17 protein-coding genes are annotated in these 21,158 nt (G+C 71.4%); 5 read left to right on the top strand and 12 right to left on the bottom strand.

Annotated elements, in window-relative coordinates; all coding sequences use genetic code 11:
- Positions 1–11: 11 nt before the first annotated feature.
- The 4 genes from OG589_RS28970 to OG589_RS28955 all read right to left on the bottom strand — a co-directional run bounded on the left by OG589_RS28970 (position 12) and on the right by OG589_RS28955 (position 4,472).
- Entirely contained in the window at positions 12–887 is an 876-nt protein-coding gene (locus OG589_RS28970) for a carbohydrate ABC transporter permease (RefSeq protein WP_405140949.1), read from the bottom strand.
- 1 nt (position 888) lies between these two features.
- Positions 889–1,977 (bottom strand): carbohydrate ABC transporter permease, encoded by a 1,089-nt coding sequence (locus tag OG589_RS28965; RefSeq protein ID WP_405140948.1) that lies wholly within the window; start codon positions 1,975–1,977, stop codon positions 889–891.
- Between the two features lie 107 nt (positions 1,978–2,084).
- Complete coding sequence (locus OG589_RS28960; protein ID WP_405140947.1) at positions 2,085–3,338, bottom strand: extracellular solute-binding protein; 1,254 nt, start codon at positions 3,336–3,338, stop codon at positions 2,085–2,087.
- Between the two features lie 45 nt (positions 3,339–3,383).
- On the bottom strand, positions 3,384–4,472 hold the full coding sequence (locus OG589_RS28955; RefSeq protein WP_405140946.1) for a LacI family DNA-binding transcriptional regulator: 1,089 nt from the start codon (positions 4,470–4,472) through the stop codon (positions 3,384–3,386).
- 188 nt (positions 4,473–4,660) lie between these two features.
- Here OG589_RS28955 and OG589_RS28950 point away from each other — a divergent pair, with 188 nt between their 5' ends.
- Positions 4,661–6,772, top strand: coding sequence for a glycogen debranching N-terminal domain-containing protein (locus OG589_RS28950; protein WP_405140945.1), 2,112 nt, complete (start codon positions 4,661–4,663; stop codon positions 6,770–6,772).
- 19 nt (positions 6,773–6,791) lie between these two features.
- Here OG589_RS28950 and OG589_RS28945 read toward each other — a convergent pair whose 3' ends face one another.
- From OG589_RS28945 to OG589_RS28935, 3 genes are all read right to left on the bottom strand, one after another.
- Positions 6,792–8,567, bottom strand: a complete 1,776-nt coding sequence (locus tag OG589_RS28945) for an MFS transporter (protein WP_405140944.1) — start codon at positions 8,565–8,567, stop codon at positions 6,792–6,794.
- 28 nt (positions 8,568–8,595) lie between these two features.
- On the bottom strand, positions 8,596–9,072 hold the full coding sequence (locus OG589_RS28940) for a MarR family winged helix-turn-helix transcriptional regulator (RefSeq protein ID WP_405140943.1): 477 nt from the start codon (positions 9,070–9,072) through the stop codon (positions 8,596–8,598).
- An 89-nt stretch (positions 9,073–9,161) separates the two neighbouring features.
- Entirely contained in the window at positions 9,162–9,710 is a 549-nt protein-coding gene (locus OG589_RS28935) for a DUF1707 domain-containing protein (RefSeq protein WP_405140942.1), read from the bottom strand.
- 178 nt (positions 9,711–9,888) lie between these two features.
- Here OG589_RS28935 and OG589_RS28930 point away from each other — a divergent pair, with 178 nt between their 5' ends.
- Together OG589_RS28930 and OG589_RS28925 are read left to right on the top strand one after the other, a co-directional pair.
- A complete protein-coding gene (locus tag OG589_RS28930; RefSeq protein WP_405140941.1) occupies positions 9,889–10,716 on the top strand; it encodes a DUF4253 domain-containing protein in 828 nt (275 codons plus the stop codon).
- Between the two features lie 208 nt (positions 10,717–10,924).
- Entirely contained in the window at positions 10,925–11,125 is a 201-nt protein-coding gene (locus tag OG589_RS28925; RefSeq protein ID WP_405140940.1) for a DUF5302 domain-containing protein, read from the top strand.
- A gap of 197 nt (positions 11,126–11,322) precedes the next feature.
- Here OG589_RS28925 and OG589_RS28920 read toward each other — a convergent pair whose 3' ends face one another.
- Complete coding sequence (locus OG589_RS28920) at positions 11,323–12,162, bottom strand: MOSC domain-containing protein (protein WP_405140939.1); 840 nt, start codon at positions 12,160–12,162, stop codon at positions 11,323–11,325.
- Positions 12,163–12,457: 295 nt separating this feature from the next.
- Here OG589_RS28920 and OG589_RS28915 point away from each other — a divergent pair, with 295 nt between their 5' ends.
- Positions 12,458–12,907 carry an ATP-binding protein gene (locus OG589_RS28915; RefSeq protein ID WP_405140938.1) on the top strand — a complete coding sequence of 150 codons (450 nt, stop codon included), beginning with the start codon at positions 12,458–12,460 and terminating at the stop codon, positions 12,905–12,907.
- Between the two features lie 180 nt (positions 12,908–13,087).
- Here the strand turns inward: OG589_RS28915 and OG589_RS28910 are convergent, their stop codons facing one another.
- From OG589_RS28910 to OG589_RS28895, 4 genes are all read right to left on the bottom strand, one after another.
- Complete coding sequence (locus OG589_RS28910) at positions 13,088–14,251, bottom strand: acyl-CoA dehydrogenase family protein (RefSeq protein WP_405140937.1); 1,164 nt, start codon at positions 14,249–14,251, stop codon at positions 13,088–13,090.
- Between the two features lie 109 nt (positions 14,252–14,360).
- Positions 14,361–16,622: an accessory Sec system translocase SecA2 gene (gene secA2 / locus OG589_RS28905; RefSeq protein ID WP_405140936.1), complete on the bottom strand. Its 2,262-nt coding sequence runs from the start codon at positions 16,620–16,622 to the stop codon at positions 14,361–14,363.
- 49 nt (positions 16,623–16,671) lie between these two features.
- Positions 16,672–18,201, bottom strand: coding sequence for an MDR family MFS transporter (locus OG589_RS28900; protein ID WP_405140935.1), 1,530 nt, complete (start codon positions 18,199–18,201; stop codon positions 16,672–16,674).
- A 136-nt stretch (positions 18,202–18,337) separates the two neighbouring features.
- On the bottom strand, positions 18,338–19,261 hold the full coding sequence (locus tag OG589_RS28895) for a DMT family transporter (protein WP_405140934.1): 924 nt from the start codon (positions 19,259–19,261) through the stop codon (positions 18,338–18,340).
- 293 nt (positions 19,262–19,554) lie between these two features.
- Between OG589_RS28895 and OG589_RS28890 the strand changes: the two genes are divergently transcribed.
- Positions 19,555–21,150: a phytoene desaturase family protein gene (locus tag OG589_RS28890; protein ID WP_405140933.1), complete on the top strand. Its 1,596-nt coding sequence runs from the start codon at positions 19,555–19,557 to the stop codon at positions 21,148–21,150.
- The last annotated feature ends 8 nt before the right edge of the window (positions 21,151–21,158 follow it).

Here is a 21,158-nt window from a genome sequence, read left to right as displayed (position 1 = left end):
GGCCGGTCGGGTCAGCCCTTCTCCGCGCCCTCGTTGGCGCCCCTGATGAAGTACCGCTGGAACACCACGAAGATGATCGCGACGGGGATGGTGGCGAGCACCGCCGCGCCGAGCTTCAGGGGGTACTGCGTGCCGGTGCCGAGGGAGCCGCTGACCAGGTCGGCCAGGCCGCGCGGCAGCGTGAACAGGCTCGGGCTCTGCACCGCCACCAGGCTGTGCGGGAACTCGTTCCACGTGCCCTGGAACGACATGATCGTCAGCGTGATCAGGGCGGGGCGCCCCATGGGCAGCACGACCGACCAGAAGGTGCGGAACACCCCCGCGCCGTCGATGCGCGCGGCCTCCTCGACGCTCACCGGGATCGAGTCGAAGAACTGCTTCATGATGAAGACCCCGGCCGCGTCCACGATCATCGGCAGGATCAGCGCCGAGTAGCTGTCGTACATGCCGAGCTGGTTGAGCACCAGGAACTTCGGGATGAACAGCACGACCCCGGGCACGGCGATGATCGCGACGATGGTGGCGAACATCGCCCGCCTGCCGCGGAAGCGCAGCCGCGCGAGCGCGTACCCCGCGAGCGAGTCGAAGAAGACCCGCCCGACGGTCACGGCGATCGTGACCAGGAGCGAGTTGCCCAGCCAGAGGGGCAGGTCCGTCACGAAGAAGACCCGGTCGTAGCTCGCCAGCGTGGCCGGGTGGGGTATCGGCGACAGCGGGTGCGCTGACGCGTCCGCCTGGGTCTTGAAGGAGTTCGCGATCTGGATGACGAACGGGTAGAGGAAGACCAGGGCCGAGAAGATCAGCACCGAGTACCCGACGAAGGTGGAGACCAGGCCCCTGCCGTCCGCCGGCCGGCGGTTCGGTCTCCGGTGGGTGTTCACGGCCATGTCACGAGCTCCTTCGCGTGCGAGGGCCCGCGTCGGCGACGCGCTCGCGCATCACCCATCGCTGCACCAGCGTCAGCACCACGATGATCAGGAAGAGGATGAACGAGATCGCCGTTCCCGACCCGTAGTCGAAGTTGCGGAACGCCGTCCGGTACGAGAGGTACGCGGGCGTCAGCGTGGTCTTGGCGGGGTTGCCCTGGCTCATCACGTACACCTGGTCGAACACCTGCCAGGTGCCGACCAGGCCGAGCGTCAGCACCAGGAAGAGGCTGGGCTTGAGCATCGGCAGCGTCACGTAGCGAAGGCGCTGCCAGCGGCCGGCCCCGTCCAGGAGGCTCGCCTCCTCCAGCGTGACCGGGATGTCCTGGAGCGCCGCGAGGAAGATCAGCATGAACGTGCCGGAGGTCGTCCAGACGACCAGGACGATGATCGTGCACATCGCGACGCTCGGGCCGGACAGCCAGTCCCACCACGACAGCCCGAGCGGCCCGCCGTCGGTCAGCGCGGCCGGGGGAGCGTCGGTGTCGACCAGGCCGAGGCCGCCGAGTAGCAGGTGGAGCAGGCCGCGCGAGTCGGAGAACCACTCGGGGCTGCTGATCCCGAACGTCGCCAGCAGGCTGCTGACCGCGCCGGAGTTGGCGAAGATGAACAGGAAGACGACGCTGATGGCCACCGAGCTGGTGACCGAGGGGAAGAAGAACGCGCTGCGGAAGAACGTCTTGCCCTTGAGCATGCGGCTGTTCACCACGAGCGCCAGGCCGAGCGCCAGCACGGTCTGCGCCGGCACGACGATCGCCACGTAGTACACGTTGTTGCGGATGCTCGTCATGAAGTCCTGGCGTGCCAGGTCGTCACGGGTGAACAGCCGGGTGTAGTTGTCGAGCCCAACGAACGGCACCTTGCCGGTGAACGGGCTGCCCTGGCCGTTCCAGGAGGTCAGGCTCACCCACAGCGCCATCACGATGGGCAGCAGCATGAACAGGCCGAGGATGACCACCACGGGCGCGAGGAACAGCCAGCCCGCGAGGTTCTCCCTGGTGGCGGACCTGCGGCCGATACGGCGGTGGGCGCTCTCGGAAGTGATGTCCACCTTGTCTACCTCCTTCCGGTAGAGATTCCCGAGGTGCCGTGGGCCCCGCCCGCGCCTCGCCCGCATCGCGGGACGAGGTGGCGGGCCGGGGCCTTACGCGGGAACGCTCAGCCGGTCAGAGCGCCTTCGGTGTTCTTCTGCACGCGCGCGAGGATGGTCTTCGGCGCGGTGGTGTCGAGCTGCTGGAGCCCGGCGTCGAAGTCGGCCAGCACGCTGTCCATCTTCGGGGCGTTGACGGGCCCCTGGGCGTAGTCGGCGCCGTTCACGAACGCCGTGTCGTCGGGGAACTCCTTGGTGAACTGCTCCTTCGCCGACTGGCGGGAGGGCATGACGCCGAACGCGCGGGCGAACGCCATCTGCTGGTCCACCTTCGTCATCGCCTCGACGAAGCTGATCGCCTGCTCCTTGTGCTTGCTCTTGGCCGCGATGCCCCAGCAGTTGGTGAAGGAGAGGGTGCCCTTGCCCTTCGGGCCGGCGGGCAGCTCGTAGGCGGTGTACTTGAGGTCGGGGTAGTCCGCCTTCATGGCGCCCTTGATCCAGTTGCCCTCGATGGTCATCACGGACTTGGCCTTGCCGAACGCCTCGCCGCCCCATCCGGAGTCGAGCTTCTTCGGGTACTTCGCCAGCCCGCCCTTGAGCATCGACCGGACGTAGTCCAGGGCCTTGAGGTTCTCGGGGGTGTCCGCGGTGGCCTGCTTGCCGTCGGGGCTGGTGATCCAGCCGCCCGCCTCGGCCATGAAGGCCCCGATGCGGTCGCGCGTGTCACCGAGGGCCAGCGGAACGAGCCCCTTCGCCTTGATCTTCTCGGCGACCGAGGTGAGCTGCTCCCAGGTGGCCGGCACGTCCGACTCGCCGAGCCCGGCCTTCTTCCACAGGTCGTCGTTGACGATCAGCGCGAGCGTGGAGAAGTCCTTGGGCGCGCAGTAGAACTTGCCGTCACGGGTGAAGGTGGTGCGCAAGCTCTCGTAGAAGTCGTCCGGGTTGGAGATCTTGTCCCCGTACGGCTCCAGCGCGCCGACGCTCGCGTAGTCGGCGAAGCGGGCGGCGTCCACGTAGAACACGTCGGGCGGGTTGTCCCCGGCGAAGGCCTGGCCGAGTTGCTGGGTGAGGTCCTGCGCGGGCGTCACGGTCGCGGTGTTGCCGCTGGCCGTGGCCCACGCCGCAGCGGCGTCCTTGACGGCGGCCGTCTCGGCGTCGCCCGAGGAGCCGATGAGGATCTGCAGGGAGGCCGGGCCGCTGCTCTGCGTGGTGGGGCTCTGGCCGGCCTTGTCGTCGAAGCCGCTGCCACAGGCCGCCGAGGCAAAGAGGGTGCCGCAGGCGGCCGCTGCCAACGCCGCCGTCCGGAGGTGTCTGCGTTTCATCGCGCTGTCCTGATCTTCGTGATGGGTGGTGAGTTTCCGGAACGCTCAGGCCGACCGTCTGCGGACCAGCGATGGCTGGAGCAGCACGTGTGCCGGCTGGGCCTCCGGGGTGGCGGTGGCCGTGGATCCCCGTTCCACGTCACCTTCGTCCGTGCGTCCCCCGACGTCCTTGCCCGCCTGCCGTGCCCGCGCGCCGTCCCCTTCCAGGGCCCTGATGAGCAGGGACACGCAGCGGGCGGCGACCTCGGCGAGCGGCTGGCTGACGCTGGTCAGCCCCACGGCCCTGGCCGCCGGCGTGTCGTCGAAGCCGATGACGGGGATGCCCCTGCCCGCCTGGAGCGCGCCGAGGGCGAGCGAGTCGCTCACGCAGACCAGCGCGGTCACCGGGCGGTCGGCGTCGAGCAGGGCATGGGCGGCGGCCTCCCCGTGGGGCACGCCGTCATGGGTCCGGTAGTCGAGCTCGGCGATCTCCGCCGGGCTCGCGCCCTCGGCGGCGAGGGTGCGGGCCCAGCCGTCCCTGCGGTCGTCGCCGACGCCGGACTGCGAGGGCCACCCGAGGAAGCCGATGCGCCGATGGCCGAGGTCGAGCAGGTAGCGGGTCGCCATGGCGGTGCCCGCCGCGCCGTCCACGTCGACCCACGGGTACTGCCGGTCCGGCGATACGCCCCACGGCCGTCCGAAGGCGACGAACGGGATCCGCTGTTCGAGCAGCCAGCCGGTGCGGGGGTCGCCGTAGTTGATGCTGGTGAGCACGAAGGCGTCCGGCTCGTGCACCCCGAGCAGGTCGTCGAACGTCTCCAGCTCCGCCTCGTGGTCGTCCGCGGTGTACAGCAGCACGCGGTAGCCGGCCCGTGCCCCGGACTCGGTCAGCCCGTGCAGGAAACGGTCGAAGACGAAGCCGTTGATGCCGTCGTCCTGTGCCGGCTCGATGCGCGCGGCGATCAGTTGTGATCTGCCGGTGCGCATCTGGCGCGCTGCCTGACTCGCCCGGTAGCCGAGCGCCTTCACGGCCTCCAGCACACGGCGGCGCGTCTCCTCGCGGACGACTTCCGGGGAGTTCAGCGCGTTCGACACCGTCTGCCGCGACACGCTCGCGTATCGCGCAACATCGGCGATCGTCACCTTGTCGGCCATGGGCACCTTTCGGCATTTGATCGTTCAACACGGACTATGGCACGATTGGATCGTTCAAGTAAAGACGATGTTTCGTAAGCTGCAAGCGGAGGCAATCCCGCCATGCGGCGCCGGCACGACGTGACCCAGGGGGCCCATCGGTGTTCGACCACGGAGCAACACCCGAAGTCGAGGACGTCTCCACCAGCGTGGCAGACCTCGAAACGGCTTTCGGGGCGCCCCCCGACGCGACTCCCGACGTCTCACCGAGGCTCCAGCCGCTGCTGCACGACCTCGTCAGCGCCGTCCTCGCGCCCACGAGCGCCCTGAGCGGCGCCGACGGGCAGATACGCCCGGTCGGCGCGCAGGGCTTCTTCCACGCGGACTCGCGGGCCCTGTCGCAGGTCAGGCTGCTGGTCGACGGCCGCGAGCCCGACCACATCGCCCACTCCCTCACCGGGCCGGGCGGCGCGCGGTTCGTCTCCCTGCCCCGGTGGCTCGGCGACGCCGGTCCCGACCCGACGGTGCGCGTCGACCGCGTCCGCCAGGTGACGCCGGGCGGCATGCAGGAGACCATCGACATGGTGTCCACCTCCTCGGCGACCGTGACGGCGACGGTCACGCTCGACCTGGAGTGCGACTTCGCCCCTATTGAGGTGGTGAAGTCCGGTGGTGACAGCCGCCCCGCCGCGGCGGCGGGCGGCGCGCCCGGCCGCCTCGCGTGGGGGGCCCACGGCATCCGCGTCACCGTCAACGGCGAGGACGCCCACGCGGAGACCGGCACGGCCGGGCGGGACGCCCGGCTGCGGTGGGAGGTCACGCTGGCGCCTCGCGGGCGGGCCACGCTGCGCTGGGAGGTCGGGGTCGAGGACCCCAAGGCCGTCGTGATGGCGCCCGTCCGTCCCGTCGAGTGGGGACGGCCGCGCGTGACCGCCGCCGACCACCGCCTGACCCGCCTGTTCGACCAGTCGCTCGACGACCTGCGCTCGCTGCGGCTGGCCGAGGTGGGCGCCCCCGGGGACACCTTCCTCGGCGCGGGCGTGCCGTGGTTCCTGACGCTGTTCGGGCGTGACAGCATCTGGGCCGCCCGCATGCTCCTGCCGCTCGGCACCGACCTGGCCGCCGGCACGCTGCGCGTCCTCGCGCGCCGCCAGGGCACGAAGACCGACCCCGGCTCCGGCGAGGCCCCCGGCAAGATCATGCACGAGCTGCGGCGGCACGAGTTCAACGTCGTGGGGAACGGCCTGCGTCTCCCCGCCGCGTACTACGGCACCATCGACGCCACCCCGCTCTGGGTGAGCCTGCTCCACGACGCCTGGCGCTGGGGGATGCCCGAGCAGGAGGTGGCGGAGCTGCTTCCCGCGCTGGAGGCCGCGCTCGAATGGCTCGGCGGCGACGCCGACCCCGACGGCGACGGCTTCCTCGAATACATCGACAGCAGCGGGCGCGGCCTCGCCAACCAGGGATGGAAGGACTCCGGCGACTCCGTGCGGTTCCGCGACGGGCTCCAGGCCGTGGCGCCGATCGCCCTGGTGGAGGTGCAGGGGTACGCCTACGAGGCGGCCAGGAACGGGGCGGCGCTGCTCACGGCCTTCGGGCGTCCCGGCGCCGACCGCTGGCACCAGTACGCGGACGCGCTCGCCGAGCGGTTCCGCGCGCACTTCTGGGTCGAAGGCCCGCACGGCAGGTACCCCGCCCTCGCCCTCGACCGGGACAAGCGGCCGGTGGACGCGCTCACCAGCAACATCGGCCATCTGCTCGGCACCGGCCTGCTGTCGGCGGATGAGTCGGCGGCCGTCGCGGGCCTGCTCGCCTCGCCCGCCATGGCCGGGGGCTTCGGCCTGCGCACGATGTCCGCGGAGGATGGCGGGTTCAGCCCGCTGTCGTACCACTGCGGGTCCATCTGGGCGCACGACACCGCGATCGTGGTGGGAGGCCTCGCCCGTGCCGGGTTCGGGGCCGAGGCCGCGGTGCTGGCCGAGGGTCTGCTGTCGGCGGGGGAGCTGTTCGAGTACCGGCTGCCGGAGCTGTACGCGGGCGACGCGCGCGAGGCGGTCATCCGGCCCGTGCCCTACCCCGCGGCCTGCCGTCCGCAGGCCTGGTCGGCGGCGGCGGCCGTCACCGTCCTGCACGCGGCCGTCGGCGTCTACCCCGACGTGCCCTCCGGCCGCGTGTCGCTCCGCCCTATGGCGGGGGCGCCGCTCGGCGCGGTCGCCGTGGAGGGGCTGCGGATCGCGGGGGCCGAGGTCCGCGCCGCCGTCGGCGAGGACGGCGCGGCCACCATGACCGGTCTCCCCGCCGGTCTCACGATTCCGGGCTGACCCCTGCCGGTGACCAGGCTCAGGCGACCGAGCCGGCGAGGTCGGAGACGGCCTGCTCCGGGTTGACGATGAGGATGTGGCAGCGCGCGTGCCGTCCCAGCTCGCGGCCGGCGCTGGCGTCCATCAGGGCCGCGATGCCGCCGTGGGTGGGGGCGCCGATCACGATGACCCGCGCCCCGATCTGGTTGGCGTGCTCGGCCACCATGCGCCCGACCGCCCCGTGGTCGGACGACCCCTGGTCGGCGGTGCCGAGCAGCACGTGCCCGACGGCGGGCACCTCGCTCGCGGCGAGCTGCTTCAGGTGCTCACGCACGGTCGCGCGGGCGGCGTCCAGGCTCTCGCCCTCGGCCGCCGCCTCGCCGGCCACGGCGCCCTCCCGCGCGTGCACCAGGTGGACGGGCCGCCCGCTCAGCACGGCCAGCCTGGCCGCGGCGGCGGTCACCCGCGTGGCCGCGGGGGAGTCGTCGATGGCGGCCACGATCGGCGCCAGGGTGGCCACGGCTCCGCTGCCGGGGGAGGAGTGACCGTTGGCGGGCGTTCCGCCGACGGCGACGAGGGCGACCTTCGGGGCCGGCTCCCCGGCCTCGGCCGTCTCGTCCACGCCGGACGCCTGGACCCGCTCCGAGTGGGCGAGGTGGCCGTGGGCCGTGGACAGGATCACGATGCCGAGGACGAGCGTCCCCGCGCCGATGTAGAAGGGGACGTGCACGTTGGTGTGCTCGACCAGCTTGCCCGCGGCGAACGGGGCGAGGCCGCCGCCGATGAAGCGGACGAACCCGTAGGCCGCTGAGGCGATCGGGCGCTCGACGGGGGAGACCGTCATCACGGCCTGCGTGGTGACGGTGTTGTTCACCCCGATGAAGACGCCCGCCACGATGACCGCGGCGATCAGCACGGGCGGGTGCGTCGTCCAGATGGCGATGACCAGCACCGTCACGGCGAAGAGCGCGAGGTTGGCGTACAGCGTGCGGGCGATGCCGAAGCGGCGCTGCAGCCAGGGCGCCCCGAAGACGGCGAAGAAGGCGACCAGCAGGCCCCAGCCGGTGAAGACGAAGCCCAGCTCGATCGCGCCGAGGCCCATCGGGAAGGGCGCGTACCCGAGGACGGTGAAGAAGGCCCAGTTGTAGCAGAGCGCGGTCAGCGACATCGTGAGCAGGCCGCGGTGCCGGAGGGCGCGCAGCGGCTCCAGCAGGCCGGTCTTGCGTTCGGGCAGCGGCATCGGGCGCACGAGCACGGCGGTCGCGATCATGGCGATGGCCATCAGGGCCGCGACCCCGAAGAACGGCCCCCGCCAGCTGATGTCGCCGAGCAGCCCACCGAGCAGCGGGCCCACCGCGATGCCCAGCCCGAGCGCCGCCTCGTACAGGATGATCGCGCCGACGAAGCCGCCGCTGGCCGAGGCGATGATCACCGCGAGGGAGGTGGCGATGAAGAGCGCGTTGCCGACCCCCCACCCGGCGCGGAAGCCGACGATCGCCCCGATGCCGGGCGAGGCGCCGGCGAGCGCGCTGAAGACGACGATCAGCGCCAGCCCGGCCAGCAGGGTGTACTTGGCGCCGATGCGGCTGGAGACCCAGCCGGTGATCAGCATGGCGACCGCGGTCACGACCAGGTAGCTCGTGAACAGCAGGGTGACCTGGCTCGGCGTGGCGTTCAGCTCATGGGAGATCGCGGGCAGGATCGGGTCGACCAGCCCGATGCCCATGAACGACACCACGCAGGCGAAGGCGACCGCGAACACGGCCTTGGGCTGCTTGAACGGGCTCACGTTCGCGCCGCCGGGATGACCACTCATCAATACGCTCCATCCAGGAATTCAGGGTTCACACGGACCGGCGGGCGGCCGAACGGTCGTCGGGAGCCAGGCGCGTCAGGCTGCGGACGGCCGGGAGTGCCGCGACGAGCGAGGCCCGCTCGGCCTCGCCGAGCTGGGCGAGCAGCTCGGTGAGCAGCGCGGCGCGGGCCTGCCGGCGCTCGGCAAGCGCGGCGCGCCCGGCGTCGGTGATGTGCACCTGCACCACGCGCCTGTCCTCCGGATCGCCGGCCCGTACGGCCAGCCCGGCCTCCTGGAGGCGGGAGACGAGCTGCGTCATCGCGGGCTGGGTCACGCCCTCGCTCGTGGCCAGGTCGGTCAGCCGGCAGGGCCCCGAACGGTCGAGCGTGGACAGCGTGGCCACCGAGGTGAGCGAGAGGTCGCCGCGGGGGCCCAGCCGCAGGACGAGCCGCGCGAGCCCTTCCAGGGCGGACGTCACTTCGGCGGCGGGGAAGTCACGCTTGGTGACCGTGTCCGGCAGATCCATAAGCAACTTATATCAGTGCATTATGTATATGTCGATGAGCGTCCCACTTGGTGGATGTTCGCGGGTTCAGCGGGGGAGGCGCCGGACTCTCAGCGGCGGGGGTGCTTGAACTTGATGGTGCCCATGCTGACCTGGCCGACCACGCGGAGGATCGGCAGGCCGGGGACGGGGGCGTCGTTGGCCTTGTTGACGATGTTCCCCATGCCGCTGGTCACCTTCTCCAGCCGGACGGTCCAGCCCCGGGGCACGATGACGAGGATGTTGCCGGCCCCGCACTTGGCGTCGAGCAGCACTTCCCGCTGGTGGCAGGTCGCCTGGGTGAAGTCGATCTTGATGTTGCCCCAGGCGCAGTCGGCGGTGATGTGCCTCGGCACCACCCACGGGCCGACCTGCTGGACGTTCCCCGAGCGCGTCTGCAGCGTCAGCGGCTCCTCGGCGACGGCCATGTGCGTCATGGTCGGCAGGTCGGCGATGAGCTCGTCCAGCTCGGCGTAGGTCTTCGCCCTGTAGGCCCGGTCGAGTCGCTCGTCCAGCTCTTCGAGGGAGATGCGGCCGTCGCCGGCGGCGACCCGCAGCCGTTCGGAGACCGCCTCGCGGTCGGCATCAGAAGCGCGCAGATTACCGGTCGCATCCGTCATATCACCACGGTAGCGGAGGATGCCGATCTGTCCGAGTCTCCGTACGGTAGAGATCATGGCCGGGGGTACGCGACAAGATGGGCGATTGTGCGGTACGACGGGAGACGTGGCGGATCCTCCCCCCGACATCTCGGCAGACCGGGATCCTATTGGTGTGATCGGCACCGGAACGGTTGAGATGGATCATCGTGAGCGACGGCAGTTGCCGCCGGCCGTACGCCGGTTGTTCGACGACGGCGGAAACGGGCGCACCCTGTCCGTGGAGCTCCCGGCGGGAGCCGTGGTGTGGCCCGACCCCACCTATGCCAGGTTCCCCTCGCAGCGGCGTCCGGCGTTCTGGCTGAGCCAGGCGCCCGTGACGGGATCCATGTGGGCCCGCCTGCGGGTCGAACATCCGCGCTCGGGCCTGTGGCCGGTGCTCATGGAGGACTCCGTCCAGCCGTGGTCGGTCGGGCAGATCGCCCCGGACGCGGCGGCCGAGATCGACAACTACAACGTGGACGCGTTCATGGCCGAGGTGTGGTCCGACTGGATCGAGCGGGCCGCCGAGGAGCAGGTCGAGATCCTCGACCCGTTCGGCCCCCACTGTCCCGGACCGGCCGAGCCGGCCGAGCTGCGGGCCGACCCCGACGGCCTGGCCGACCGGTACGCCGCCATGCTCGCGGAGCAGGGGACGCCGGTCGGCCTCGCGGCGGTGCAGCGCGGGGCGGACGCGCTGGCCGTCATGGGATGGCAGGGCGCGCTGCACCACAACGAGTGGAACGTCCCCCTCGCGGCCGTGGTGCGGAGCTGGGAGGACAGGTTCGCGGCCCGCCTGGTCGGCTTGGGGTTCAACACGCTCGACCTGAGCGTGGCCGCGCCCCCGGTCACCTCGCAGCACGCCCTGCACGTCGCCGCCGAGCACTGGGCGTTCTGCCCCGACGCCATCGTGCAGGGCGCGGGCACGCTGATCGACTACGCCGAGCAGATCAGGGGGAAGCACATCTGGTCCTTCTGGTGGGACTGACCTGGGACGCTTGTCACCTCATGTCAGCCGAGGTCAGGACGCGCGTACGAAGGGGCAGGGCGACCCGTGAGATGATGTACGGGTGCTTCGCCGGATCTGGGCGTGACGGAATCGGGGGCGGGGTGCAGGACACCGACGCCAGGCGGGCGGTCACGCACGCGCACGTGCGAGGCTGAGTGGTTGCCCCGTCCAAGAGCAGGAGGTCCGCATGACTGCCGACGCACCGGAGCCGGAATCCGAAACCCCGGACGACGAGTTGAAGCGCAAGTTCCGTGAGGCCCTGGAACGCAAGCGCCAGAGCCAGGCGGAGACCAACGCCAACGGCCGGGGGAAGGACGCATCCAAGATCCACGGTGCCCACGGCCCCGCCGGAGGCAAGCGTTCCTTCCGCCGCAAGAGCGGCGGCTGAGCGTCACCCGAGCCGTGTCCGCGGCGACCGGCTGAGCCGCGATGCCGTGCCCGCCGTGGAGCGGCCCCCCGTATGAGCGCCGGCAGGGCGTGAGAGGCCCCGGCCACCGGAGACGGTGGCGGTGACGCCTTGGACGTCCTGCCGGTCCGGCGGAGGTGCACCAGGGCGACGCCCACGGCCTGAAAGGCTCAAAGGGCTCACCGGTGGCCGGAGGCGTCCAGCGGTGTGACGGCGTCGCCGACGCGGATCTCGCCACGGCCGTCGGGAATCAGGCGGATCCCGAACCACGTCTTCCCGTCCCACTTGCGGTGCCGCGCGAGGGTGCGGATGGGCTCCTTGCCCTTGACGGTGGTGACCGGGTCGACGGTGGTGAGCGTGCAGCGGTCGCAGTGCTCCCCGACGCGGAACTCCACCTCTCCTATGCGCACCCGCGTCCAGGCGTCCTCGGCGAACGGCTCCGCTCCCTCGATCATGACGTTGGGCCGGAAGCGCAGCGCCGACAGCGGCTCGGGGATCTCCTCGCCGCGCTCCACGGCCCCCTCGGCGATCCAGTCGTCGAGCCGCCGCAGTGACGAGCCGGAGGTGAGCAGCAGCGGCCCGGTGTCCTGAAGCGTCAGGGTGTCTCCCGGCCTGCCGCCGTGGGATCTCCCGACCGCGCGGCGCAGGGGGTCCTCCAGCCAGAGCAGCAGGGAGGGCAGGCCGAGCGCCCGCGTCATCCACCGGTGGGCCTCCTCGCCCGCGGCGGTGGCCTGGTCCAGGCGGGTGATGCGCAGGGGCGCCGGCGTCCCGCCCACGGGCGGTGCCACCTCGATCGGCGGCAGGCCGGGGGCCGTGAGCCTCACCGCGCCACCCGGGGCGGGCGTGGCGGTCACCGAGAGCATCCTCGGCACCTCGCGGGCGGAGTGGATCTGGCCGTTCTCCGCGACGACGGCCCACCGCCGGTCGCCGTCCAGCCCCCACGGCTCCACCGTCGCGGCGTCGACCCCCACCCCGGTCGTCGACTTAACGGGATATATGCGGATATCGGCGAGCTGCACGATTGCCAGGTTACTCAGCTCATCGGGGCCCGCCCAGCGGATAACGGGCCGCCGCCCTTCTGGAGGCCGGAAAGGCTTCACGTGGCCTGTCGGTTGGGAGCGCTCCCAGACAACTTTCAGAGTTGAGCAGCAGAGCTGTGCCTGCTGAGGCATGAGTAATGCTATGAGGTGCGAGAACAGAGAGTCAGCCGTGTTCGACGGTGGACAGGGAGAGAAACAATCATGTTTCGAGTGATTCACAGCGCCGAACTATTGTCGTAATCTTAGTGGGAGCGCTCCCACGAAGGAGGAGCAGGTGTCCGTCACCTTCCGCGCCAACCACCCTTCCGCCTCGGACTTTCTAGGCTGTCTCCCGCTCCGCACGGCCGAGTGGATCCTGTCCGCCGACGCCGAGAGCGTCCACGCGGCGCGCGTGCTCGTCTGCCAGGAGCTGCGGCGCTGGGGCACCGGAGGGCTCGTCGACGACTGCTCGCTCATCGTGAGCGAGCTGGTGACGAACGCGATCCGGCACGGCGGCACCGCCTTCTCGCTCCGGCTCGGCAGCGACGGGTCCTCGGTCTACGGCGAGGTCTTCGACGCGGGGGACGGCCTGCCATGCGAGGCCCCCGGAGACCTCGACGCCACCGACGGCCGGGGTCTTCTGATCGTGGGCACGCTCGCTGACGAGTGGGGCGTCGTCCCGGCGGCCGGCGGCGGCAAGACGGTCTGGTTCGTCGCCGGTCTCGGCGGCGAACCCGCGAGCTGACCTCGCGGTTCAGGGGTCTGTGAGGTCTCGCCGGGGCACGGTCACCGGGCGGTGCCGTGCCCCGGCGGCGGTTGCGCGCCACCCCGTAAGCGGGGTCGAGCTGGAGGGGCCCGGGCGCCGCGGCCGTGCTCGCCACGGGCCGCTCGGCGGCCCGCCCGCCCGGCGGGCCGTCAGGCGTCCTCAGCGGAAGGCGTCGAGGCCGGTGACGGCCCGGCCGAGGGTGAGGGCGTGGACCTCCTCCGTGCCCTCGTACGTGGCGACCGTCTCGAGGTTCACCATGTGGCGCATGACCGGGTATTCGAGGGTGATGCCGTTGGCCCCGTGGATGCTCCGCGCCATGGCCGCGACGCGCTGCGCCGCCCGGACGTTGGCGAGCTTGCCGAAGCTGACGTGCGAGTGGTGGGCCAGCCCGGCGTCCTTGAGCCGTCCGATCCGCAGGGCGGTCATCGTGGCGTGGTTGACGTCGACGAGCATGTCGGCGAGCTTCCGCTGGGTGAGCTGGAACGCGCCGATCGGCCGGTCGAACTGCACGCGGGTCTTGGAGTAGTCGATCGAGGCCACCAGGCAGGCCCGCGCCGCCCCCGCCACTCCCCAGACGATGCCGAAGCGAGCCTCCGACAGGCAGGACAGCGGCGCCTTGAGCCCCTCGGCCCCGGGCAGCACCGCGTTGTTCGGCAGCCGCACGCCGTCGAGCACCAGCTCGGAGGTGATGGAGGCGCGCAGCGACAGCTTCTTGTGGATGACGTTGGCCGAGAAGCCCGGGGCCGACGTGGGCACGAGGAACCCCCTGATGCCCTCGTCGGTCGCCGCCCAGACGATCGCGACGTCGGCCACGGAGCCGTTGGTGATCCACATCTTGGTGCCGTCGAGCACCCAGTCGTCGCCGTCGCGCCGGGCGCGGGTGCGCATCGAGCCGGGGTCGCTTCCGGAGTCCGGCTCGGTGAGGCCGAAGCAGCCGAGCGCGTCGCCGGTCACCATGCGCGGCAGCCACTCCTCCTTCTGCTCTTCCGACCCGAACCTGTGGATCGCGGTCATCGCGAGCGACCCCTGGACCGAGACGAAGCTGCGCAGCCCGCTGTCGACGGCCTCCAGCTCACGGCAGGCGAGGCCGTAGCTCACGGCGTTGGTGTCCGCGCAGCCGTACCCGGACAGGTGCATGCCGAAGAGCCCCAGCTCGCCGAGGCCCTTGGCCAGCCCGCGCGGGTCGGGGATGGTGCCGGCGTCGAACCAGTCGGCCACGTGCGGCAGGAGCTCGGCGGTGGAGTAGTCGCGCACGGCGTCGCGGATCGCCCGCTCCTCGTCGGACAGGTCACGATCTACTTCGAGGAAGTCATGAGGGTTCATGCGCAGTCACCTAAGAGGGTCGTGGAGGTGCTCGTGGATGCCGCTCCTGTTACCCAGCACCCAATCACAGGCGCTCGGCGCGCCCTCAAGGCACCCGGGGCCGCGCACTTCAGGAGTCTTCGAGGCCCTGGCGGCGCTTCGCCCTCGGACTGAGGCGCTTGAGTACGCGGTCGAAGGCATTGCCGAAGGGGTTGTCCTGAACGAGGTAGGTCCAGGTGGCGGTGGGGCGCTTCAGGCCGCTGTCCAGCGGGTCGAGGCCGTCGGCGGTGATCGTCGCCGTCTCGAACGTCTCGACCGACCGGCTCTCGACCTCGTCCAGCAGCCGCCGGTACGCGGTGACGCCCTCGCGGTGGAACTCGTCGATGGGCTTGAGCCGGTGCCCGAGGGCCCGCAGGTGGATGCCCTCGCGGACGTCGGACATGAACCCCAGGTGCTCGGTCCAGCAGCGGTCGAGGTGGTACAGCAGGATCTCGCGTGCCGCCTCGCGGAGTGTTGGCTCGCCCACGCGCTCGCGAAGGTCGTTCCAGCGCTCGGGGGCGGCGCCGGCGAGGGCGTCCGCGGCGGCGTCGCCACGGAGCACCTTGTCGCGCTGCTCCAGCACCAGGTCGCGCTGCCGCTCCAGCAGCCGGGTGTAGCGCCAGGTGTTGCGGTGGATCTCCATGTGGGTGCCCTCGGCGACCCGCTGGGCGTGGCCGACGACGTACCCGGCCCGCCTGTGGCGCACGACGCCGTCGTCGTCGGCGCGCGGGATCGCCTCGTCGGGGGCGTAGTGGGTGATCAGATCGTCTTCGAGGCTGACCAGGAACACCGAGCCGCCGGGGTCGCCCTGGCGCCCGGCACGGCCCCTGAGCTGGTCGTCCAGGCGGCTGCTCGCGTGCCGGCCCGACCCGATGACGTACAGGCCGCCCAGCTCGGCGACCCCCTCGCCGAGCCGGATGTCGGTGCCCCGCCCCGCCATCTGGGTGGACACGGTGATCGCCGACCGGGCGCCGGCCCTGGCGATGATCGCGGCCTCCTCGGCGTCGTTCTTGGCGTTGAGCACGACGCAGTCGAGACCCTTGGCGCGCAGGTCGTCCGCCAGGCGCTCGGACTCGGACACGTCGAGGGTGCCGATCAGGATCGGGCGCCCCGTCGCATGGACGCTCGCGATCTCCTCGACCAGCGCCCGCTCCTTGTCGCCTGCCGTGCCGAAAACGCGGTCGGGCTCGTCGACGCGGACGCACGGCTTGTTCGGGGGCACGACCGCGACCTTCAGGCCGTAGAACTCCCTGAGGTGCTCCTCGACCGCCACCGCCGTGCCCGTCATGCCACATTTTTCGGGATAGCGGCGGATGAGGCCCTGGATGGTGATCGAATCGAGGATCTCGCCGGTCTCGCTCGCCGGGAGGGCCTCCTTGGCCTCCACCGCCGCCTGGAGGCCGTCGGGCCAGCGCTGCAGGGTCGCCACCCGGCCGCGCGACTGGCTGACCAGGTGGATGCGCCCGTCGCGGACGAGGTAGTCGACGTCGCGGGTCAGCAGCGCGTGCGCGTGCAGGGCGAGGTTGACGCGCGTCAGCATGTCGGGGGTCTCGTAGAGGTTGATGCCGCCCAGGGCCTTCTCGACCGCGTCGGTGCCCTTGGTGGTGAGGAAGACGTTGCGACCCTGGTCGTCCAGCTCGTAGTGGTAGCCGCGCGAGAGCCGCCGTACGAGCTCGGCGGTCTCGGGCGTGTCGGCGCCGGGGTCGGCGGCGCCTGCGAGCACGAGCGGGACGCGGGCCTCGTCCACCAGCACCGAGTCGGCCTCGTCGATCAGCGCGACGGAGGGCTCGGGCACGATGACGTCGTCGGCGGCCGTCGCGATGCGGTCGCGGAGCACGTCGAAGCCGATCTCGCTGACCGAGGCGTAGGTGACGTCCTTGGCGTACGCCTCGCGCCGCTCGCCGGGCGTCGAGGACTGGCCGATCCAGCCCACGGACACGCCGAGGGCCTCGTAGAGCGGGCCCATCCACTCGGCGTCGCGCCGGGCGAGGTAGTCGTTGACCGAGATGACGTGGACGCGCTTGCCCCGCAGGGCGTGCCCGGCGGCGGCGATGGCTCCCGAGAGGGTCTTGCCCTCTCCGGTGGCCATCTCGGCCACGTGCCCGGACAGCAGGGCGAGGGCGCCGACGAGCTGCACGTCGAAGGCACGCATGTCCAGCGTGCGGCGGGCGGCCTCACGGGCGATCGCGCAGAACTCGGCGAGGTCGTCCATGCGGGGTCGCGGAAGCTCGGTCAGCGCCCGGATGCGGTCTTCATGGGCGCCCGCCTGCGTGGCCACGCGTTGAAAAGGGCCAAGGTTGGCGCTTCCCGGACGATCCAGGAGATTTCTGATCAATTGCGATATCGAGGCCACGTCCCCTCCAACGCCTCCTACTGTAACGGCGTTCCCGCACCCGATCGTCTCAGGCGCTGTGCGCGGGGACATCATGCCTGGCCGAGGCCGGGCGGTTCGACAGCGGGATCTCCTTGACGAAGAAGGCGAGGACGAATCCGAGGGCGACGATGGGCGCCACGTACAGGAAGATCGGCGGCAGCGCCTGCGCGTACGCCCTGGCGATCGTCTGGCGCACGGGTGCGGGGAGCTGGTGCACCATCTGCGGGGTGATCGCGTTGACGCTGCGCCCCGGCAGCCTGGCCCCGGTCGCGCTGAGGGCGTCCGACAGGCGGTGGATGAAGACCGAGCCCACCAGCGAGGTGCCGAGCGAGGCGCCGGTCTGCCGGAAGTAGTTCACGGCCGAGGTGGCCGCGCCCACATCGCGGTGGCCGACGGAGTTCTGCACGATCAGTACGAGCGTCTGCAGCACCATGCCGAGGCCGAACCCGGTCACGAACATGTAGAACCCGTTCAGCACCATCGAGGAGCCGGCGGTCATCCGGGACAGCAGCACGAGTCCGGCCGCCAGCAGCCCCATGCCGAGTATCGGGTAGATCCGGTAGCGCCCGGTCGCCGAGATGACCCTGCCCGAGCCGATCGAGGTGATCGTCATCCCGGCGACCATGGGCAGCATCAGCAGCCCCGACCCGGTGGCGCTCGCCCCGTTGACCATCTGCAGGAAGGTCGGCAGGTACGCGATGGCGGCGAACATGCCGATGCCGACGAACACCGAGATGGCCGTCGGCACGACGAACAGGTTGTTCCTGAACAGGTGGAGCGGGATGATCGGCTCCTCCGCCGCCCGCTCGGCGAAGACGAACCCGGCGGCGAGGACGACCGTTCCCGCCGCCAGGCCGATGATCACGGGGGAGCCCCAGGCGTACTCCGTGCCGCCCCAGCTCGTGACCAGCACGACGCATGTGGACGTGCCGGCCAGCAACGCCGTGCCGAGTACGTCGAGCTTCGGCCTGATCGACGGCTTCGGCAGCTTCAGCGCGACGACGGTGATGCCGAGGGCGAGCAGCCCGAGCGGCAGGTTCACGTAGAAGCACCAGCGCCAGCTCGCATGGTCGGTGAAGAAGCCGCCGATGAGCGGCCCGATCACCGACGACAGTCCCCAGACGGCGCCGATGATGCCGGTGTACCTGCCCCGCTCGCGCGGGGAGACGAGGTCGGCCACGATCGCCTGCACGCCGATCATGAGCCCGCCGCCGCCGAGCCCCTGGAGGGCGCGGAACCCGATCAGCTCGGGCATGTTCCGCGCGGCCCCGCAGAGCACCGAGCCGATCAGGAAGATCACGATGGCGGCCTGGAAGACGACCTTCCTGCCGAACAGGTCACCCAGCTTGCCGTAGATCGGCAGCCCGATGGTGGAGGCGAGGATGTACGCCGTGATGGTCCAGCCGATGTGCTCCAGCCCCTTGAGGTCCCCGACGATCGTCGGCAGGGCGGTGGAGACGATGGTCTGGTCGAGGGCCGCCAGCAGGAGGGCCACCATCAGCCCGGCGAACACCAGGTTGACCTGACGGCCGCTCAGCCGTGGTCCTTCGACGCTCATCCACGCCACCTCTCTTATGGGGTTGAATGGTCCTATCCAGGCTTTCCACCGGAAAAACCTTCGTGCCCTATTCGGCCACCGGTTGCCGTGACCGCCACCAAGGTCTAGCACGCCCCGCGAGCGGTGCCGCCGACGGCTAGCCGGACTTGCCCGGCCGCGAGTCCCCGCGTGACTCGCCGAGGGCGAGGAGCACGACGGAGGCGAGCAGCACGCCCGCGCCCGCCGCCGAGGCCGCCGTCAGGCGCTCGCCCAGCAGCAGGACGCCGATGGCCGTGGCGCCCGCCGGTTCCAAGAGCGTCACCACCGAGGCCGTCGTCGCCCGTACGGCCGAGAGCCCGGTGAAGAACAGGCTGTAGGCGAGCGCGGTGGGCATCGCGCCGAGGTAGCCGAGCAGCGCCACGGTGGCCCCCCGCCCACCGCTGGGCACCAGCCCCTCGGCGGCGGCGATCGGAAGCAGCAGGATCCCCCCGATGGCGAACCCCCACATCGCGGTGCCGTACGCGTCCCGCGCCGAGGAGACGGCCGGCCGTACGGAGGGCCGGGCCGAGGCTCGGGAGTGGAGCGTGACCCCGGCGTACGCGACCGCGGACAGCAGGGCGAGGCCGACGCCCGCGGTGGAGGCGGCCGACGGGCCGCCCACGAGCAGGAGCAGCCCGGCGAGCGCCAGTCCCATGCTCAGGGCCCCCACGCGGCCGAGCCTCTCGGCCAGTGCGAGCCGCGCCCCGAGGGCGACCAGCGCCGGGCTCGCGCCGAGCGTGATCACGGTCGCCATGGCGACCCCCGCCTCGGCGACCGCCGCGAAGTAGGCGGCCTGCGACACCGCGAGCCCCGAGCCGACGAGCAGCAGGCCGGTCCAGCGGGGACGCGGTTCGCCGAGCCCGAGCAGGCGGGCGGCGGCGAACAGCAGGGCGGCGCCGAAGACGAAGCGCCAGAACGAGACGGCCACGGGGCCGAGGCCGCTGACCCGGTACAGAACGGCCGCCGCGGGGCCGCCCGTGCCCCAGATGGCCGCGGCGGTGGTGACGTACAGCATGCCTCGCCGTACGGAGACGTGCGTCATGAACTCTCTCCATGGGAGTGGTCGGAAGAAGGGCCCGTGATGCGGGCAGCCGCCACCCACCGGACCGCTCGGGTCCGGATCTATGGAGAGGAACCGCCCGCTAGCGGGCGGTGGGGGGAGAGGTGATGAGAGTCCGTCGCATGGCCGTCACGGTAGCCACCCGACCCAGGGCGGGGCCACCGGTTAACGGCCCCCTCTTGCGTCCTGACTGACTATCCAGTCAGTCTATGTCTGGAGCGGCCCCTGCGCACGAGCTGGAAGGCCGGTCCACGAGTGGGAAGGTGAGGCGGGACATGAACGAGATCGCTGAGCGGCTGGGCATGGTCGGGCTTCCTGAGCCGGTGCGGGCCCTGGCGTCGCGGCGCTGGGACGTCATCGTGGTCGGGGGCGGGCACAACGGGCTCACCTGCGCGGCCTACCTGGCCAGGGCCGGCAGGTCGGTGCTGGTCCTGGAGGCGCTCGACCGCCTCGGCGGCGCCTGCACTCTCGACCGCCCCTTCCCCGACCAGCGGTACGTGATCAGCCCATGCGCGTACGTCATCGGCCTCCTCGACGAGACCGTGCTCCGCGACCTGCGGCTGGACGAGCGCGGGGTCGAGGTGTACCTCGCCGACCCGCAGCTGTGGGTGCCCTTCGACGACGGCACGGCCTTCGCCCAGTGGCTGGACCACGACCGGACGCTGGCCGGCCTGCGGGGACTCGGCCTCGCCCAGAAGGACATTGACGGATATTTCGCTTATGAGGACCTGTTCGACCAGATCCGGATCCGGCTCCGCAAGGGCAAGAGGGACACCTGGGCCGGCGACTCCCCGTCCAGGGCCGAGCTGGAGGAGCTGCTCGGCGGCGAGGGGCTCATGACCGACGTGCTCTTCCACGCCTCGATCTCGGACGTGCTGGACGAGTTCGTGTCCGACCGGCGGCTCAAGGACGCCCTCTTCGGCCAGGGGATCATCGGCACGTACGCGGGGCCCAAGGACCCGGGCACCGCCGCCGTCAAGTTCATGCACTTCGCCGGGGAGGTGCACGGCGAGGGCGCCGTCTGGGGGTACGTGCGCGGCGGCATGGGCGTCGTCAGCTTCGCCATCGCCGAGGCCGCGCGCGAGGCGGGCGCCGTGCTGGCCACCGGCGTGCCGGTCGGCGAGGTGCTGCCGGGGGAGGGAGTGCGGCTGGAGGACGGCACGTTCATCGCCGCGGCCACCGTCGTCAGCAACGCCGACCCCAAGCGCCTCATGACGATGCTGCCGGACGGCGCCGTGCCGCAGGACTACCGGCGGCGGATCGACGACTGGGACATCCGCAGCCCCGTCGTGAAGTTCAACGCGGCCCTGCGGCGCCTGCCCAACTGGACGGCGGCCCCCGGCGAGACCTTCATGGCCCGCGGCGTGGTCAACACGACCACCGGGCTGGAGGAGGCGCAGAAGGCGTTCGAGCGGTGCGACGCGGGCGAGCCGGCGGTCGGCTTCGGGGAGATCTACGTCCAGACCGGGCACGACCCGTCGCCGGCGCCCGAGGGCAGGCACCTGATGAGCGTCTTCGGCCAGTACGCCCCCTACGGCCTGAATGGCGGCTGGGAGAGCCGCAGGGAGGAGGTCGCCCGGCAGTTCATCGACCTCATCGAACGGTTCGCCCCCGGCTTCTCCGACTGCCTGGAGAGCTACGAGGTGCTCGGCGCGCCGGACATCGAGAAGCGCGTCGGCCTGACCGGCGGCCACATCTTCCAGGGAGAGGTGCGCCCCGGCCAGATGTGGGAGAACCGCCTCACCCCCCGCACCCCCGCCCCCGGCCTCTACCTCTGCGGCGCCGCCACCCACCCCGGCGGCAGCGTAATAGCCCTCAACGGCAAAAACGCCGCGATGGCAATCCTCACCGACCTTTCCCCCGACGACTAATGAATCCG

Source organism: Sphaerisporangium sp. NBC_01403, from assembly GCF_045040145.1.
Lineage (GTDB): Bacteria > Actinomycetota > Actinomycetes > Streptosporangiales > Streptosporangiaceae > Sphaerisporangium > Sphaerisporangium viridialbum.
The sequence above is the reverse complement of the archived record's forward strand: the minus strand, read 5'-3'. Positions and strand labels throughout refer to the sequence as shown.